This window comes from Nostoc sp. CALU 546 (genome assembly GCF_048836525.1).
Window position 1 is genome coordinate 1 of record NZ_JAWJTF010000081.1, and the last position, 14,153, is coordinate 14,153.

Here is a 14,153-nt window from a genome sequence, read left to right on the forward strand (position 1 = left end):
GCCCGCAAACTCGGTTTCCGAACTATTCCTCAAGCACAACGCGCCCTCTCCAATCAACTGCACAAAGTTTTTTCTTTCTTTGTATGAAACCACCCTGCTTCCCGTTTTTTTTGATCTGGTCTAGAAAATACCTCAATATTCAGTTGAAGTCCATCTATTTTTTCAATTTTAATATGCTTCTTCTCTTCCATAGAACAGAGTTTTACAGCAGAAAACTCTGCTGTAAAATTAACTGGGCTACGCAGCCACCAAGTTCTTTCATTTCCTTCAACTTTAACTTTTTTGGGGCGATAACGACCGGAATCGAAAGTTTGGATTACAAGAACGGAATCTTCTGAAAACTCTGCCAAAAAGCTGATTCCTATACTACTAGGTTTAGATGCGTTAGCTGCTGACAAGTCAAAATCATCTGCATTATCTTCAGCTATTTCGGATACTTTTTCTTTAATTTTTTCGAGGTCTTCCTTAACCTCATCTGTAATTATCTCTATCTCTTCAGGCTGATTATCTTGAATAGAATTTTTATCTAGCTGGCTTAATGTTAAATTATCATCTTCTAATTTTGTACCCAATGGGTAAAGAACACCAACGCCATATCTTATTCTAGGCGGATCTCTTTGTAGAATTTCCTCACCATTATCTTGCCGCCAGGGATTATAAAAACCTTCTTTCGCAAAATTAAAAGTAATTTCACCAGAACAATTTATTAATTCTCCTTGCGGTGATGGGCCTACAAGCTCTTCTCGAAGTGATTGAATAATTTTATCTCTATTTGCTATATGTTCAGTCATTGATAAATTCACCATCTAGTTGAAAGGGATGTGAAATTTTTGAATAAGGAATCGTAATTGCTTCTGTATTAATCTCCACTACTCTAAATGCAGTCATACTACCGCCATCAGCTTTGGGGAGTTCAAAATCCATTTTGCCTATTTGCTCTAGTTGTTGTAAGTTAGAGTTACAAACTTTGTGCAGAAGTAATTGACGGATATGTTTACCCGCTTTGCGGTGAGCGCTATCAATTTTATCTGCGGCTTCATGAAACTCTTTTAATCTATCTCCTAAACCAACAAAAGTTAATATTGCGTCAAAATCTTCTTGCTCGTGGGGTCTGATGTTTCTGTTAGACATCCAATTACGAATATTTTGCTCTTTTTTAGCCATCTTAGAACCTAATTGTACTAGCCTCCAGCTAACATCATGTAAGCTGCTAGAATCTACTTTTTTATTGAGGCGAACTTTCCACAGTTGCTGTAACTCTCTGAAATTTTGAGCTTTTTCTCCCAAGATATGGTTGGCTAAGGGAATGATATAGTCACCGCCACCATTTGTGCGGAGAATAATAAACATACCTATTTCAATATCAGTAACAAGTTCTTTTTTTACCTGTAATTCGTCATCTTCTACTAAATCAATTACAATAGTTTTAGCATTAATATCAAGAAAAACAGCCGTGTTTTTCTCTAAGAAAAACAAACGTGCTTCGATAGTTTCTTCGTTGTCACTAAATGATGAAAAAGTAGATATTTTTTTAGCAATCTTAATCCAATTTATGCTCGGAGGTATGATTTCATCTGCTTCAATGCCTTCTGAAAGGTTTTCGGTAGTTTTTATGTTTACCTCTTCCTTCTTAGAAATCGGTAAATAGACAAAGTTTGATGGTAATATATTATCTAAAGAGGCAACAAATACTGGTTTATACTGCCATTTATCTTTTATACAACTGTAGTGAACTATATCTATTTCATGAGTTCGTGGTGCAGTAAAAATATAATCAGGAAACCAACGACTTGCACCAATAACAACTAATTTCTCATAACAACTATTTGTACGTAACTGAGATGGTACTAGTATCGAAGTTTTGTGTAGTTGAGGAATTTTAGATAATAAATCCTCTAGTGGAGCAATCAGGTATGATTCTTTGAGTACTATAGATGCATTCGGATAATTTGTTGCTATAAAATCTAGCTGTGGATTTTCATGAGATTTTGACAAATTTATTATAAGATTGAATATCTCATCTGCTGCTGAGGCAAAGTCTTGATATATAAATTTGCAATTTTTCAGTTGCCTTTCTATAAATTTAATAGTTTCAGCTTGACAAGCTATAGGATGGTTAAATGGTAACGGTGCTGCACACAATTTAAATCGATACTGTCTCAAGGGGCGTAAGAAATTTTTCCAGTAATCTTCCTCTACATTTTCACCAAGTAACAGCTCAAACTTTTTCAGCGACAGGCAAAAAATACGAAAATCAGTATGTACTATAAGATTTTGTTTAATTTTTACAAGGCTGCTATATGAATAAATTTTGTCTACAGTTGATAGCGAAATATAAGTCATTGGCAAGTTTCCTGATAAACGACCATTTCAACACCAGGAGGAACCGGGATAATATTTGGTATTTCTTCCCCATTTACACGGTTTGCATAATCAGATTTGATAATATATACTGATTCTTGAAAGTGGGGTTCTGTACGCTCTAGTAAAATTATCCAGTGAGAATTACGCCAGTCATCACGCCATTTAATAAACCCAGTTCCACCATCAAATATGGTTACATGAGGTACTAATCTATTTACTGTTTGTGGAGGATGATAGCCCTGTGATGGTAATATTTCTGAGCGATACACTTGACCTGGTAAAAATTTATGTACTCGTAAGATATCTTGTAAAGATCCTCTTTCTGATTTAGATGGTGATAAACAATTGGCAAATCGTATTTCTAATATCTCGTTTTCAAGAGCGCTAATACGTCCAATAACTGCACAATCTAATCGAGTTTTTGTTATTAATTCATTTGCATCAGCTTTATCAATTACACCATCTAGAAAAGTATTAGGGCTATGAGTAATAATAGGACTGCCAGATTGCTTTTTAGGAAGAGTAATACTTGGCTTAGATGCAATCGCTACATTATGGGATTCTTTAACAGATACTAGGCTAGAAGGATACTACGGTGGCTCTCAAGGACAAAGCGCTGAAATCATCGTATCTGGTTGCACCATAAAAGCCCGTGCAGACATCGGGTTCAAATGGAATCAGTCAAGCGGCGTGTACGAGATAATACACGACAGTTACGAAACAGTTCCGAAGTTGGGACAAGACTTTTTCAGTAATAAACTAATGCTGGCTTATGGACAACAGATGGTGAGAGCCAAAGCCGCCGAGTTACAAGAAAAATTTGGTGAATGTGCGATCGCTGAAGAAACCAACGGCACTGTGCAAACCCTACGCCTAACCTTTGCCGGACATCAAGAAGTTAAACAATTTGCACGGAGATAAATATGGAACGTTCAATACTGATCCATTTCGACAGCGCTACAGGTGAAGTTCGAGTGGAAGCGGAGGGGTTCGAGGGAGTGAGTTGTTTATCGGCTACGCAACCATTTGAAGAAGCACTTGGAGTTGTGGGCGATCGCAGGTTTAAGGACGAAGCCCAAACCCAACAACTTCGGACTACGAACAGTAATCAAACACGTTTGCGTCAGTAATCAACACGGGGGAATCAACTTTCTTCCCCCCTCAAAAACAATCATGAACGAATTAGCTAAAGAATACCCATTTGTTCACGTTTATGCCCAGCAAAAACCAAGACAACCCGTGATCATCAAAGCTAGTACAGAGGGTTTGTGCGTACTTTTGAATGTAATAGTAACAGCGATTGCCTACCAAGAGAACAACGGTATAGCAGAAGTTTTTGACGGCGATGCCGAAGCCTATGAGGTGATCGTAAAAGTCGTAAACACACACGACGAATTATCTCCAGTTCCTTATCAAATTGAAAAACAATGAAACTTTCAAATCTGCTTTCCACGCTCGATTCACAAATTCCGATCGCAGCGCTTGACGTGCTGTCTCCTGATGAAGCGACGATTATTCAGTGGCTGACTACTGAAGCTAACAATAAGCTATCAAGTCCGGTGTTCTTCTGGAATCTGGGGGTATCAACCTTAGAACAATGTTTAATCGCAGCAGATGGGGGATTGGTGTTTAAGCCAGTTGCAGAGTACAAAAGACCTCCACAGGCTGATCCACTACTATTTGTATTTGACTACATTGCTAACTTTAGTGGTGATGGAATCTTTATCTTAGGTGATATTCACTCGTTTATTGGGAAGAATTCGCCTTCGTTATCTTGGGAGGTTGTTAGCAAGGTAAAAAATCTCTACCATCGTCTCAAACCGACTGATAAACGCATTGTGCTGCTGGGTCAAAACATTCAATTACATGAATCACTTGTACGCTTAATCCCTTACGGCGAAATTCCTCTGCCGGGAGTTGAGCAAATACTACTTCATATCAATTCTTATTTGCATGACCTACAACAGTCTGCTATTGAACAGGAATTGACTTTCACTATTTCCCTTAATAAAAGTGAAATTGAATCTCTTTCTCGCGCTGCTTTGGGATTAACCCTGGAGGAGATTAGCGACTTCCTGCGGTTAACTGTCAAACACAAGCTAACATCAAATGGGATTTTAATTGATAGTAATTTCATACCCCAAGCAGTCGAGTATAAAACTCGGCTGTTGTCTCAAATGGGTATCGAATTGGGCAAGCCTGCTAGCATCTCCTTTGGAGGATTAGATTTGTTGCGTGAGTGGCTCAATCGACGGCGGCGGCTGTTCACACAAGAAGCGCGTGAGCTTTCCTTGCCTCAACCAAAAGGTGTGTTGCTTGCGGGGCCTCCCGGTACTGGAAAAACATTATTGGCTAAAAACATTGCTAACATCCTTAATTTACCATTGCTCCAGCTAGACATTGCATCCCTTTTGGGCAGTCTGGTAGGTGAGTCTGAGGGAAATGTCAGACGGGCTTTAAAGACTGCCGAGGCGATCGCACCATGCGTCTTATGGGTGGACGAGATAGAAAAAGCACTTTCGGGAACTGGTGACACGAGTGGAGTCTCACAGAGGATTCTGGGCAATATTCTCACGTTTATGTCCGAATCATAGTGTGGTGTGTTTGTCGTGGCAACTTGCAATGACCCCTCTGCACTGCCAAGTGAGCTAAAGAGGAAGGGAAGATTTGACGAAAATTTCTTTGTTGATCTTCCCACGGAGCCTGAGCGAGTCCAGATTCTGGGGATTCATCTACAACGTTTTGGCATTCATCTGGAATCGGAGTACCTCGAAGCGATCGCTGCCAACACCGCGAAATTTTCAGGGGCAGAACTGGAAACCCTTGCTTCAGAAGCTGCTCTGCTGGCATTCGATGAGGATAGACCGCAGCAGGTAACACTTGCTGATCTCGAAGCTTGTCGTCAAACCATTACCCCGCTTGCGATTCAGGACGCTGCGGCAGTCGAGCGAATGCAGGCATGGGCATCTACCGCACGACGGGCTAGTAGCCCTGTGGTTGCAGCGAAAACTCAATCTTTGCGTGCTGCTAAGTTTCGGAATATGAACTGATGAGAAAGCGATTGTCTCCTGATTCTATGGGGCGATCGCTCTTTCTTTTAGTAAAGGACTAGCAACCAATTAACATAGTTAATAAGGCGAAGAAACATGACAACAAACTTAGTTACATATTATGGGCAGACTCCAACCATTGACCAACTGGTTGATAAATATGGTGTGTATTTAGAAAAGTTGGACAGAGAAACTAAGCTTATGCTCCGAATGGCATTAGCAACTTACATTTTTACGTTAGAAAAAGACAGTTCTACTAAGCATACTGTTGCTGAGGCACTTGAGGATGCATTGTCTAATCTGGGCTTATTAGTTTCATATCCATTGTATAAAAACTTGTTTGAGGATGTCTGCTCTGTTTTAAATGGGCTAACAACTCTGGAAGCTGAAACCCTACTTGAAGCACTACAACATCAAATTCGATGGGGCAATGCCCAGAAGTTAGGGAGTTGACTGGGTTAAAAACATGGAAATCTATTTAGTCTTTGTTGATGCTATCCGAAACAGCAATAAATTCTGGGCGGCCATTGTCGAAGATGGGAATTTGACAGTCCAGTGGGGGCGAGTTGGTTATCAAGCGCAAACCAAAGTTCACACATTAGGCAATCATCAGAGGGCGGTTAGTAAATTTAACAATCTGGTAGTCGAGAAAAAAGGTAAAGGCTACCGCGAAAGTCAGCCAGATATTGATGCTAGCCGCAGTGTTGCAGACATTAGACGAGCTATTCAATTGTTGAATATTATCCGTCCGGCTGTTGCTCTCCAGAATTTTGGTGATACCTATATATCTGCTCTTAATGAATATCTGAAAATTGTCCCAACACCTTTGGGGATGCAGATAAATTATCACAGAGTTTACCGCACAGTAGCAGACATTGACTATCAACAAGAATTACTCAATTCTCTGTTAGGGGCACCTGCACCACTTGCTGCTGCTGTGGCTGGTGCAGGTGTCCCTGAAGCAACAGCAGAACCCAAGGTTGTCAGTCTCAAAACTATCAGCAAGAACTTCTGGCGACATTTATAAGGTTCAAGAGCGTGACTGGCAAAAAGCTAGTCATGCTCTTAATTTTTCTGCCTAAACACTTACTCGCATTATCAAAGAGGAAACATTATGCCGAGAAAATCCACTTATCCTGCCCCTGCTGACCATTCCTCCTTGTGCCTACAGTATTTTCGTCGTCGTGGGGGTAGCGCTCGATTATGCCACATCAACTTCAGTCTTAGCGTGATTCAAATGTTAGTCAATCAAAGAAAAGTAAAGATTAAGAATACTGGTGCAGGGTTTTTATTGAATTAGAGGATGCAAAATGAAAACACAGAAAGTAACTCATCAATCATCTTTGCCTTCAAACACTCGTAATAAATTAGTTCTTCGTCGGACTCGAAAAAGATTTAACCCCAAAGTATTCATAGACCGCATGATAGAAACAACTGCAATTATCTCTCTACTCTTGACTGGCTTTTCAGGGGTTGGAGCAATGGCTTGCTGGGGGCTGGAGATTATTGACACAAATGCTAATCCCAACATAATCATCTCTGCTTGGGAGCAACAGAAAAATATTTGCCTGGGTGCAATGTTGGTCAGTTTTTCTGCATTCTTAGGCAGTTCTTTAGTCGGAGCAAGTTTTAGTATTCAACGAGATAAATTTTAGGTTAGTTAACGCTAATGAAAGAGTACAAAACCAAACATGGAGGCTACAAAATTGAGACTGCCGAGTTATCAGATGGCGCTGTGGATGTTCATGTGGGAAAAACAGGTCTGTTAAAAACAACTTGGGCATCACCTCCAACTCAAACTTTTGACAATCATACGCAAGCTGTTCGCCATGCCAAAAATGCTATTGATAACGGCGAAATTGATTCAGTTTTTCAAAGTTAGAACACACCAATGGAAATTAAGCTAACTACTTCAGAAATTCAAGCCATATTGCAAGGGTGTCAATATACACTGCGGCTTATTAGCAGTAGTCAAGATTATCGCAATATCGAATCCTCCGAATACTTTTCTACATTGAATGACGTGGTTTTAAACGATGCTTTCAATATTTTGGGGGAAGTTTTGGATGCAATCGATGATATGAAGCAGATGACTCAAAAATGAGAATTTTGATATGGAACAAGAAATCAGAAATGCAGTCGGGTTGGGTAGTCCTGAACTCGCAATCGAGTCAAAACCAAAACCGGAGCCGGAACCAAAGCCAACTGTAACGATTTACGATTTTGGCAGACTTTTAACTGAGAATGAACCATCAGTAAAAAAGAAGTAAGAAAAGATGAATTGTAGTCTTTTCATCAAAGGCATCAGTGCAGCAGCAGCAACAATTATTTGTGGATATTTCGGCACTCAATATCTCGGCAGAAATATCATGTACGTTATTAGTGGAGCAATAGCCGGGGCTGGGATCACAGCATTCATGGTTGACCGAATTACTGGTCAAAATGAAATTGACCAAGTTATGTTGCGCCGACCTCGACCTTTAAATAGACCCACCAGTTGTATAGGTTGCAAATACTATCACGGGATCTCTTACAACGGCTCCCCTTTAATTTGTTCTGTTCATCCCGAAGGCATTGAGGGCGCGAAATGCCCCGATTGGCAAGGCTTTCAACTATCTAAAGAAGGAGCAATAACATGACGTTAACCTTAGACAATCGCTCTCGAAACAAAGAATCGTCCTTAACTCAAGCATTACGGCAGATACAGCAGTTAAACTCCAAAATTGCTGTGTTGGAGCAGCATCATCAAGATTACGTGCAGAAGCAACAGAATTTGATTGCTGCGATTGCCGAAATCTGTGTTTCTCCAATGCAGGAAGTACAAGCGCTGCGGATTCTGATTTATAAGGGAGAAGCAGCTTGTCGGCAGTACCTACGTTCAGTGTTGGTTAAACAAAGTCAGGCTTCAAAATGACCATAGGGGAAATCATTTGCCCAGTTCATATAAAAGAGCCAAGCATAAATTAAAGCGATCGCCACCGGACAAAGAAGGCAATCGCTTCTGCCAGAAATGGCAATTACCCCAAAACTTAACTTTTGAGCTAAAGTATGAACGCACAAACTGAAGAAATCAAAGAACTTGACCCATTAGTTTTTTGTGAAATTTGGGGATTAAGTTTTGAAGAGGCATCAGGATATTTAAATATTAGAGCCAGAACAATGACAGCTTATGCCTGCAAAAAATCGTCTAGAACTCATCGTCAACCATCTTCGAGAGTAAAAGCTTTAGCCGCAATACATCATAATAAATGGTTGAAAGAAGGTAAGAGTTTTCGCCCCGAAGGAGCTTGGTAAATATCCTACTGAAAATTTCTAAGTTATCAACTAAGTTATCAACTAAGTTATCAACAAAGTTGTCAACTTAGTAGCTTGAACCGCTTGGCGCGGTTTTTTATTATAAAAGAGCAAGGTCAATAGACAGTCAATAGACGCTGATCATTGATATCAATATGGACATCCATATTGATATCCATATTGACACTTAGATGCTACGGATATTGACTATCTTTTTGAGGCTATTGATACGGATTTGACTAAGTTCATGGAATCAGGATGGAGAAAACAACTTTTTAATCAAAAACAAAGCCAATCAGGGGTAAATCCCTTAGTTTTACCAATGTCAAAAGCGAAAGCGGTAAAAATTTTAGGTATTTGTCCCCGGACATTGGAACGATGGGCAAAAGTCGCTTCTTTGATTCCAGAGTATAGATTAATACTTTTAAGGATACAGGCATTAGCCCAAGAGAAAAATCTCCGTGCTGCACCGATCACATCTTATCAAGTGTGGGTGATAGCAAAGATTGGTGAATTGTTTGGAGATATCACTCAAGGGATTGACAAAAAGGCTCTTGTCGAAGCAATTGTTGAAGCAAATAAAGTCGAGTACACCCGTGCCCAGTTTGAACAAGAGCAATTAGGATTTACATCACACAGTTTAGGAGAAACACATCATGTCGGATAGCATATTTACTCGTGCAGAATTATTTGAATTATTGAGTGCTAACTACAAGCCAGAGCAAATCATTGCTGGGTTAGAACAACTGGCTCAGTCAGATCCAGCTGTTGATCCAAACGCCCAAGAATTTCCTGTGGATATTAGCGATCGCTTAGAAAAGTTGTTCAATCTAGCGCAAGCAACCCTCGACAAATCGAAGCTGTTAGGAGGTAGCAGCAATTTGGCGAATATACAGACTCATGCAATAGACATGGCCACTGAACAATTACAATTTGTTGGAGTCAGTCGGGAAACTTTTAAAGCATTCTTGGACATTGTGGCAGGCAAGACTGTTGCTCAAGCGCTGGCAGTTCATGAGTTTGAGCAAGGATTGTTCGATGAAATCACGAGTGAACTTGATGCTCGTTCATTACAGCGACGCACAGAGCAAGGTTTTGATGAAATAGCGTTTATTTATCAGTTGGCCAAGAATCCCGAAATCAGGCAACAAATTACCCAAGAGTACGGGTTAAAGGCTGGGGATGAGGTTAAACAAGAGGTTCAAAAACTCACTAATACTGCTACCCCTGGTTTTGACCCGAAAGCATTTTTAGACGAATTAGGAGTCCCAACACCAGAAAAAAAGTCTACACAACCTGCGACGATTCAGGATCTGAAAAATTTGACACGCTCTTTGTTGAGCAAACAACTCCAGTCTCCAACTTAAAATGGTGCAAGTTCTTCAAGGAGAATCTTTTCGGATTCTCAGTCTTTTTTTTTCTAGTTTGTATTGGGCTATCTGTTTATGTTCGTGTTGCTAATGCACCGCCACCCCAAACAACACAAAATATCGACGGGCTTCAACAATGAAATACCAGAAGCAAGCGATGTTGGGATTATTGGGCATGGGGTTAATCGCAAGTCCTTGGTTATCGCAACTGCCAGCCCAATTTAAGACTTACAACAGTGGCATCACGATTCGAGAGTCAGAAGAACTTGAACGCATTAAAGCCGAGCAAAGGGCAGAAACCGCCGACAAAATTAATTCTCTTGGAGTTACGCCCTCATTCAGTAAGTTACGAATTAGGAACTATTTAGACTCGAAAAAACGTAACCCTAGACCTGAGACTACAGGTTATTTAGAAGATGAAACAGTTTTTGTGTATGACTCAACTGGTTTATGTATTGGGCGAATTGAACAGAGGCAATGGAAATGGAAATATCGATTCAAAAATGCTTGTAAGAATTCGCCACTGTACCAAGATTCTCGTGATTGACCAAGAAGATTGGAGATTGAAGATCGCAGATTGGAGATTGAATGTTTTTGGTACAAGCCCAGCAGGAAAGTGGGCGGAATAAATCTCAAATCAGAGAAGCTGCATCTCTTGTAAGTACAGTCAATTCTCTTATCTACAATCGGCAATCTACAATCGGCAATCTACAATTGTTCGACCTATGAAATATCTCACTCCAAACAAATCTAATTCACAACCAAAACCAGAATCATCACCACAAGGAGAGCCAAAAAAAGGAGGGAGTGACTACCTAGAGTTATTAGCTCGGTGGATTGTGGCATTAATCTCACTGCCAGTCATCTTTATCTCACATATCATTGCCCAATTCGTTACCCCAGGCACACCCGGATACAAGCTGGTTGGTGCAATTGGTTTCTGGATTGGCACACTCCTTTCTACTGATAGCATCTGGCAGGTTTTATTTCAGGGAAAACCGATTTTTCCCTGGTTTGAAACAGAATGGATTGGTTGGTTTGGTTGGTTACAACTCCTAATTAATCCCTTGTTTTGGATTAGCTTTGGTATCTCTGCACTTGTCCAAGTGATGGAAGCTCGGACATTGCGTGGTAAAGACCCACAACAGGCCAAGAACGAGTTTGAGGAATCAAAACAATACACACTCAGCAGTAAACCAAATGGGAATATCGACCTGACAGTGGCATTGTGGGGCGATTACAAAGCTGCTGGCATGAAAGAACGTCATACAGGGGGAGCGATCGCACTATTTTTCTGGGTTTTGGATCTGACTACTACTTTCGTTGGTCGTAATCCCTTCCGCTACACTAATCCAGGTTTAATCCTGGCTTGTTTTGCTTACAATGTAGCCTCAATGATGGCAGGCGAGATTGGTTACAACATTTGGAAAATAACTAAGTAAGAGGAATTCACATGCAGCAACAAATGCCAATGCTCGGTACAAAAGAAACGGCGCTCCTCCGTAGCGACTACCCCAGCATTGAGTATTTGGAAGCTGGGAATACCGCCTCTTGGTTACAAGAGCGTCAAGATCAGTTATTAGTCCGCGCCAGGGACGAACGTAACGGTATGAATCTGGCGAAGTTCATTACTTTAGCGACGGCGGCGACTGGTGCTGTTTGTTATGCCACTTCTCCACTTGCTCCCATTGGTGCAGTCGTAGCTGGTGTTGGTTATTTATGGTCAATTGTTCAGGACTTAAACGATACCCATCAATTTGCACCAATTCCTTTTATACGTGGTGGCTTTTTTGAATTCCTCTCGGCAATGGGAGATAGTGTTGCCAGGGATGAATACTTTGCCCTGAAAAATGAACTGGCTGACTTGATGCTGCATCTGGAGCCAATGTCTAAGTATGAGTTTGCCATGCTCAAGCAATCATCTCATGTGGTGTGTGAATACTTGAGCGCCGTTGAGCCAGGAAAAAGATTTTACGCTTACCGTTGGTTACTTGATTGGTTTATTCAGCTACGTGGGCAGTTTCCTACCCGTGAGCAATTGTCCGGGCATTTAGCGCAAGTGACAATTGACCCACGAGTTAACTACCAACAAGTAACAGTTATTCAAGAGGCGATACAACCGCAAAATCTTGGTATCCCACAAGCTCGATTTGCTCAATTACCGATTCCTGGTGTGGGAGCAAGATTTGAAGAGGAAACGGGGCAAGAAGCTGGGAGCTTCGGGGAAATTTCTTCCATGCCCCCTGCTTCCATGCCCCCTGCTCCCATGCCTCCTGCTTCTTCCCCTTCAGTCAATACCGAAATCTCTACCTACACCACTAAACCCCAAGTGCAGTATGACCTAATCGCCCACATTGCTAAAAAAGTTACCAATATGCTTTGGGTTGGTGTCCCTGGTTCTGGCAAGGGTATCACCATTAGCAATGCAATCGACGCTATCAAGCGACTGCATCCTGGCATACACATCTTTTATATTGACCCAAAAGGTGACGAGAAAGAAACCGGTTATTTCAAAGGTCGTGTTGATACTTTTAAACGGGCTAAAATCCTAGAAATGTCCCCGGTCGAAGCCGTTAAATGGGTCAAAGAATGCTTTACCGAATTTCAAAATATCTCTGGCTCCAAGCTGATTATTTTGGATGAAGGAACGGCTGTCTGTTCCAAATTTAAAAATACCAAGGGTGAGATTGGTTGGCTCAAAGATAAAATCATCTCTTACTGTTCTTGCGGTGATAGTTCCGGTTGGCATTTCTGGATTGTCGTGCAAAATCCTCACACTGATGACTTGGGCATTTCTGGCGGACTGCGATCGCAGTTAACCTCTGTGGCGTTAGTTCATCCTGATAACGTCCCAGCTTACAACGCCATGATCGCCACTCAACTCATCCCCAGCGATCGCAAGATTACCTCAACCCAAGTAATGGAGATTGCTGCACAATCACCAGTTGGTCGAGCAGTTTATTACGGCGGCATCAATGAATGGATACCAATGCCTCTGTTAAACAATTTCTCTGGTTATGACCGGGATACCAAAAACTTTATTGACTCTGCACCAAGTAATAAGCAAACCTCTCAAGCTGAAACTAAGGAGTCTTGCACATCAACAACCCAAGCTCAACAGATGTTGGCGCTCTTAGAGAAGACGAAAGCCAATTCCATTGATGAGTTTATCCAAAGCGAGTTGAAATTAGACGGAGTTCCACCAGAGCTAATCCGTTTGGGAATCGAAAGATTGCTTCAGAATTCACATCTTAAGTACAAATTCGACGGCTGGAATAGCAATCAAAATTAATGTTTAAAATTTGAGATTTAACGTTTTAATAAGGTTAGGACTTATTAGTAGAGGTTGGCATGATTAAATTATTGATTTGCTGTTCACCTAATTCAATTCTTGATACTGGCTCTTGCCCTTGCGTTGGATGAAAATTTATCAGATGAAAAGATGAAAATAAAACTGGCTCCTCTGCTCAAACAAATAGCCACTGTCGAACTTGGCTTTTTAGTCATACTCTTGCTAACTGGAGGTCGTCCTTCAGGATTTATAGTAGGATTGAGCGTAGTTTTAGGTACTTGTTTTGTTGTTTGGAGCGAAAATAAGTGAATACGAAATATTAGAATATGGTCATAAAACCTACTAAAGCAAACACCCTCCAATGATAAAAATTATGAACTCTATAGACCCAGACGTAAACAATCCTAAGCTACAGCCAGGAGTGATTGTATTAGACGAATTTGCTGCCATTGAAAAATCTCTTGAAGGGCATCCACAACGCCAAGAGATTTTAAAGATACTTCAGAAGTATCAATCTCAGCTTTTATGGCAGGAGCAGAATAAGAAAGGTTAGTTAATTTGTAAGAATTCAGCATCCAGGAGTCAACAATTGCCGTAGCGAGCGCATTTTGATTAACCCTGTTTTGTCACTCTCGAAAAACAATAATCTCAGCGAGATTCTGAAATTTTGATTTAATCAAGCTTTGAGCTTTTATTTTCTAACACTAACTAAAATTTCTAGCTTTAAAGTGGAAAATAAAGCCCCGAAAGGCTTTCAGCGATTGGGTTATCCCAAACTGACAA

The 14,153-nt window shown here is 40.8% G+C and carries 23 protein-coding genes and 2 pseudogenes; 22 read left to right on the forward strand and 3 right to left on the reverse strand.

Features of this window, described 5'->3' with window-relative positions:
- Positions 1-53 precede the first annotated feature (53 nt).
- From RRG12_RS29905 to RRG12_RS29915, 3 genes are read right to left on the reverse strand one after another with little or no spacing between them, the layout of a single operon-like run.
- Positions 54-791, reverse strand: coding sequence for a hypothetical protein (locus RRG12_RS29905; RefSeq protein ID WP_420761697.1), 738 nt, complete (start codon positions 789-791; stop codon positions 54-56).
- The gene (locus RRG12_RS29910) at positions 784-2,343 is read right to left on the reverse strand and encodes a hypothetical protein (RefSeq protein ID WP_420761698.1); all 1,560 of its coding nucleotides are present in this window, start codon (positions 2,341-2,343) and stop codon (positions 784-786) included. Before RRG12_RS29910 ends, RRG12_RS29905 begins: the two co-directional genes overlap by 8 nt.
- Positions 2,340-2,633 (reverse strand): hypothetical protein, encoded by a 294-nt coding sequence (locus RRG12_RS29915; RefSeq protein ID WP_420761699.1) that lies wholly within the window; start codon positions 2,631-2,633, stop codon positions 2,340-2,342. The genes RRG12_RS29910 and RRG12_RS29915 overlap by 4 nt, the downstream gene beginning before the upstream one ends.
- Before the next feature lie 310 nt (positions 2,634-2,943).
- Between RRG12_RS29915 and RRG12_RS29920 the strand changes: the two are divergent.
- The 22 genes and pseudogenes from RRG12_RS29920 to RRG12_RS30025 all read left to right on the forward strand — a co-directional run.
- Positions 2,944-3,285, forward strand: a pseudogene (locus RRG12_RS29920) (DUF1257 domain-containing protein); the annotation flags it as partial.
- 2 nt (positions 3,286-3,287) lie between these two features.
- Positions 3,288-3,494, forward strand: coding sequence for a DUF2997 domain-containing protein (locus RRG12_RS29925; protein WP_420761700.1), 207 nt, complete (start codon positions 3,288-3,290; stop codon positions 3,492-3,494).
- Between the two features lie 43 nt (positions 3,495-3,537).
- A complete protein-coding gene (locus tag RRG12_RS29930) occupies positions 3,538-3,795 on the forward strand; it encodes a hypothetical protein (protein ID WP_420761701.1) in 258 nt (85 codons plus the stop codon).
- Positions 3,792-5,414: pseudogene (locus RRG12_RS29935) on the forward strand (AAA family ATPase). Before RRG12_RS29930 ends, RRG12_RS29935 begins: the two are co-directional and overlap by 4 nt.
- Before the next feature lie 96 nt (positions 5,415-5,510).
- A complete protein-coding gene (locus RRG12_RS29940; RefSeq protein WP_420761702.1) occupies positions 5,511-5,867 on the forward strand; it encodes a hypothetical protein in 357 nt (118 codons plus the stop codon).
- Between the two features lie 13 nt (positions 5,868-5,880).
- Positions 5,881-6,441, forward strand: coding sequence for a WGR domain-containing protein (locus tag RRG12_RS29945; protein WP_420761703.1), 561 nt, complete (start codon positions 5,881-5,883; stop codon positions 6,439-6,441).
- Positions 6,442-6,528: 87 nt separating this feature from the next.
- Positions 6,529-6,714 (forward strand): hypothetical protein, encoded by a 186-nt coding sequence (locus RRG12_RS29950; protein ID WP_420761704.1) that lies wholly within the window; start codon positions 6,529-6,531, stop codon positions 6,712-6,714.
- A gap of 10 nt (positions 6,715-6,724) precedes the next feature.
- The gene (locus tag RRG12_RS29955) at positions 6,725-7,069 is read left to right on the forward strand and encodes a hypothetical protein (RefSeq protein WP_420761705.1); all 345 of its coding nucleotides are present in this window, start codon (positions 6,725-6,727) and stop codon (positions 7,067-7,069) included.
- 14 nt (positions 7,070-7,083) lie between these two features.
- Entirely contained in the window at positions 7,084-7,296 is a 213-nt protein-coding gene (locus RRG12_RS29960) for a hypothetical protein (RefSeq protein ID WP_069067958.1), read from the forward strand.
- A 9-nt stretch (positions 7,297-7,305) separates the two neighbouring features.
- Entirely contained in the window at positions 7,306-7,518 is a 213-nt protein-coding gene (locus RRG12_RS29965; protein WP_190737222.1) for a hypothetical protein, read from the forward strand.
- A gap of 10 nt (positions 7,519-7,528) precedes the next feature.
- Positions 7,529-7,684: a hypothetical protein gene (locus RRG12_RS29970; protein WP_176726879.1), complete on the forward strand. Its 156-nt coding sequence runs from the start codon at positions 7,529-7,531 to the stop codon at positions 7,682-7,684.
- Positions 7,685-7,690: 6 nt separating this feature from the next.
- Positions 7,691-8,053 carry a hypothetical protein gene (locus tag RRG12_RS29975; protein WP_420761706.1) on the forward strand — a complete coding sequence of 121 codons (363 nt, stop codon included), beginning with the start codon at positions 7,691-7,693 and terminating at the stop codon, positions 8,051-8,053.
- A complete protein-coding gene (locus RRG12_RS29980) occupies positions 8,050-8,328 on the forward strand; it encodes a hypothetical protein (RefSeq protein ID WP_420761707.1) in 279 nt (92 codons plus the stop codon). The genes RRG12_RS29975 and RRG12_RS29980 overlap by 4 nt, the downstream gene beginning before the upstream one ends.
- Positions 8,329-8,462: 134 nt before the next feature.
- Positions 8,463-8,708: a hypothetical protein gene (locus tag RRG12_RS29985; RefSeq protein WP_420761708.1), complete on the forward strand. Its 246-nt coding sequence runs from the start codon at positions 8,463-8,465 to the stop codon at positions 8,706-8,708.
- Positions 8,709-8,955: 247 nt separating this feature from the next.
- Positions 8,956-9,375, forward strand: coding sequence for a hypothetical protein (locus tag RRG12_RS29990; RefSeq protein WP_420761709.1), 420 nt, complete (start codon positions 8,956-8,958; stop codon positions 9,373-9,375).
- Positions 9,365-10,075 (forward strand): hypothetical protein, encoded by a 711-nt coding sequence (locus RRG12_RS29995; RefSeq protein WP_420761710.1) that lies wholly within the window; start codon positions 9,365-9,367, stop codon positions 10,073-10,075. Before RRG12_RS29990 ends, RRG12_RS29995 begins: the two co-directional genes overlap by 11 nt.
- A gap of 139 nt (positions 10,076-10,214) precedes the next feature.
- On the forward strand, positions 10,215-10,625 hold the full coding sequence (locus RRG12_RS30000) for a hypothetical protein (protein ID WP_420761711.1): 411 nt from the start codon (positions 10,215-10,217) through the stop codon (positions 10,623-10,625).
- A 41-nt stretch (positions 10,626-10,666) separates the two neighbouring features.
- The gene (locus RRG12_RS30005; protein ID WP_420761712.1) at positions 10,667-10,807 is read left to right on the forward strand and encodes a hypothetical protein; all 141 of its coding nucleotides are present in this window, start codon (positions 10,667-10,669) and stop codon (positions 10,805-10,807) included.
- The gene (locus RRG12_RS30010) at positions 10,804-11,520 is read left to right on the forward strand and encodes a hypothetical protein (protein ID WP_420761713.1); all 717 of its coding nucleotides are present in this window, start codon (positions 10,804-10,806) and stop codon (positions 11,518-11,520) included. The genes RRG12_RS30005 and RRG12_RS30010 overlap by 4 nt, the downstream gene beginning before the upstream one ends.
- Positions 11,521-11,531: 11 nt before the next feature.
- Entirely contained in the window at positions 11,532-13,370 is a 1,839-nt protein-coding gene (locus RRG12_RS30015; RefSeq protein WP_420761714.1) for a hypothetical protein, read from the forward strand.
- Positions 13,371-13,520: 150 nt separating this feature from the next.
- Positions 13,521-13,679 carry a hypothetical protein gene (locus tag RRG12_RS30020; protein WP_190946581.1) on the forward strand — a complete coding sequence of 53 codons (159 nt, stop codon included), beginning with the start codon at positions 13,521-13,523 and terminating at the stop codon, positions 13,677-13,679.
- 64 nt (positions 13,680-13,743) lie between these two features.
- The gene (locus tag RRG12_RS30025) at positions 13,744-13,923 is read left to right on the forward strand and encodes a hypothetical protein (protein ID WP_420761715.1); all 180 of its coding nucleotides are present in this window, start codon (positions 13,744-13,746) and stop codon (positions 13,921-13,923) included.
- Positions 13,924-14,153: the final 230 nt, after the last annotated feature.

What these genes read in the sequence shown, in the direction of transcription:
- RRG12_RS29905 (WP_420761697.1), bottom strand. Translation starts at nt 791, where the DNA reads ATGACTGAACATATAGCAAATAGAGATAAAATTATTCAATCACTTCGA.
- RRG12_RS29910 (WP_420761698.1), bottom strand. Translation starts at nt 2,343, where the DNA reads ATGACTTATATTTCGCTATCAACTGTAGACAAAATTTATTCATATAGC.
- RRG12_RS29925 (WP_420761700.1), top strand. Translation starts at nt 3,288, where the DNA reads ATGGAACGTTCAATACTGATCCATTTCGACAGCGCTACAGGTGAAGTT.
- RRG12_RS29930 (WP_420761701.1), top strand. Translation starts at nt 3,538, where the DNA reads ATGAACGAATTAGCTAAAGAATACCCATTTGTTCACGTTTATGCCCAG.
- RRG12_RS29940 (WP_420761702.1), top strand. Translation starts at nt 5,511, where the DNA reads ATGACAACAAACTTAGTTACATATTATGGGCAGACTCCAACCATTGAC.
- RRG12_RS29945 (WP_420761703.1), top strand. Translation starts at nt 5,881, where the DNA reads ATGGAAATCTATTTAGTCTTTGTTGATGCTATCCGAAACAGCAATAAA.
- RRG12_RS29950 (WP_420761704.1), top strand. Translation starts at nt 6,529, where the DNA reads ATGCCGAGAAAATCCACTTATCCTGCCCCTGCTGACCATTCCTCCTTG.
- RRG12_RS29955 (WP_420761705.1), top strand. Translation starts at nt 6,725, where the DNA reads ATGAAAACACAGAAAGTAACTCATCAATCATCTTTGCCTTCAAACACT.
- RRG12_RS29960 (WP_069067958.1), top strand. Translation starts at nt 7,084, where the DNA reads ATGAAAGAGTACAAAACCAAACATGGAGGCTACAAAATTGAGACTGCC.
- RRG12_RS29965 (WP_190737222.1), top strand. Translation starts at nt 7,306, where the DNA reads ATGGAAATTAAGCTAACTACTTCAGAAATTCAAGCCATATTGCAAGGG.
- RRG12_RS29970 (WP_176726879.1), top strand. Translation starts at nt 7,529, where the DNA reads ATGGAACAAGAAATCAGAAATGCAGTCGGGTTGGGTAGTCCTGAACTC.
- RRG12_RS29975 (WP_420761706.1), top strand. Translation starts at nt 7,691, where the DNA reads ATGAATTGTAGTCTTTTCATCAAAGGCATCAGTGCAGCAGCAGCAACA.
- RRG12_RS29980 (WP_420761707.1), top strand. Translation starts at nt 8,050, where the DNA reads ATGACGTTAACCTTAGACAATCGCTCTCGAAACAAAGAATCGTCCTTA.
- RRG12_RS29985 (WP_420761708.1), top strand. Translation starts at nt 8,463, where the DNA reads ATGAACGCACAAACTGAAGAAATCAAAGAACTTGACCCATTAGTTTTT.
- RRG12_RS29990 (WP_420761709.1), top strand. Translation starts at nt 8,956, where the DNA reads ATGGAATCAGGATGGAGAAAACAACTTTTTAATCAAAAACAAAGCCAA.
- RRG12_RS29995 (WP_420761710.1), top strand. Translation starts at nt 9,365, where the DNA reads ATGTCGGATAGCATATTTACTCGTGCAGAATTATTTGAATTATTGAGT.
- RRG12_RS30000 (WP_420761711.1), top strand. Translation starts at nt 10,215, where the DNA reads ATGAAATACCAGAAGCAAGCGATGTTGGGATTATTGGGCATGGGGTTA.
- RRG12_RS30005 (WP_420761712.1), top strand. Translation starts at nt 10,667, where the DNA reads ATGTTTTTGGTACAAGCCCAGCAGGAAAGTGGGCGGAATAAATCTCAA.
- RRG12_RS30010 (WP_420761713.1), top strand. Translation starts at nt 10,804, where the DNA reads ATGAAATATCTCACTCCAAACAAATCTAATTCACAACCAAAACCAGAA.
- RRG12_RS30015 (WP_420761714.1), top strand. Translation starts at nt 11,532, where the DNA reads ATGCAGCAACAAATGCCAATGCTCGGTACAAAAGAAACGGCGCTCCTC.
- RRG12_RS30020 (WP_190946581.1), top strand. Translation starts at nt 13,521, where the DNA reads ATGAAAATAAAACTGGCTCCTCTGCTCAAACAAATAGCCACTGTCGAA.
- RRG12_RS30025 (WP_420761715.1), top strand. Translation starts at nt 13,744, where the DNA reads ATGAACTCTATAGACCCAGACGTAAACAATCCTAAGCTACAGCCAGGA.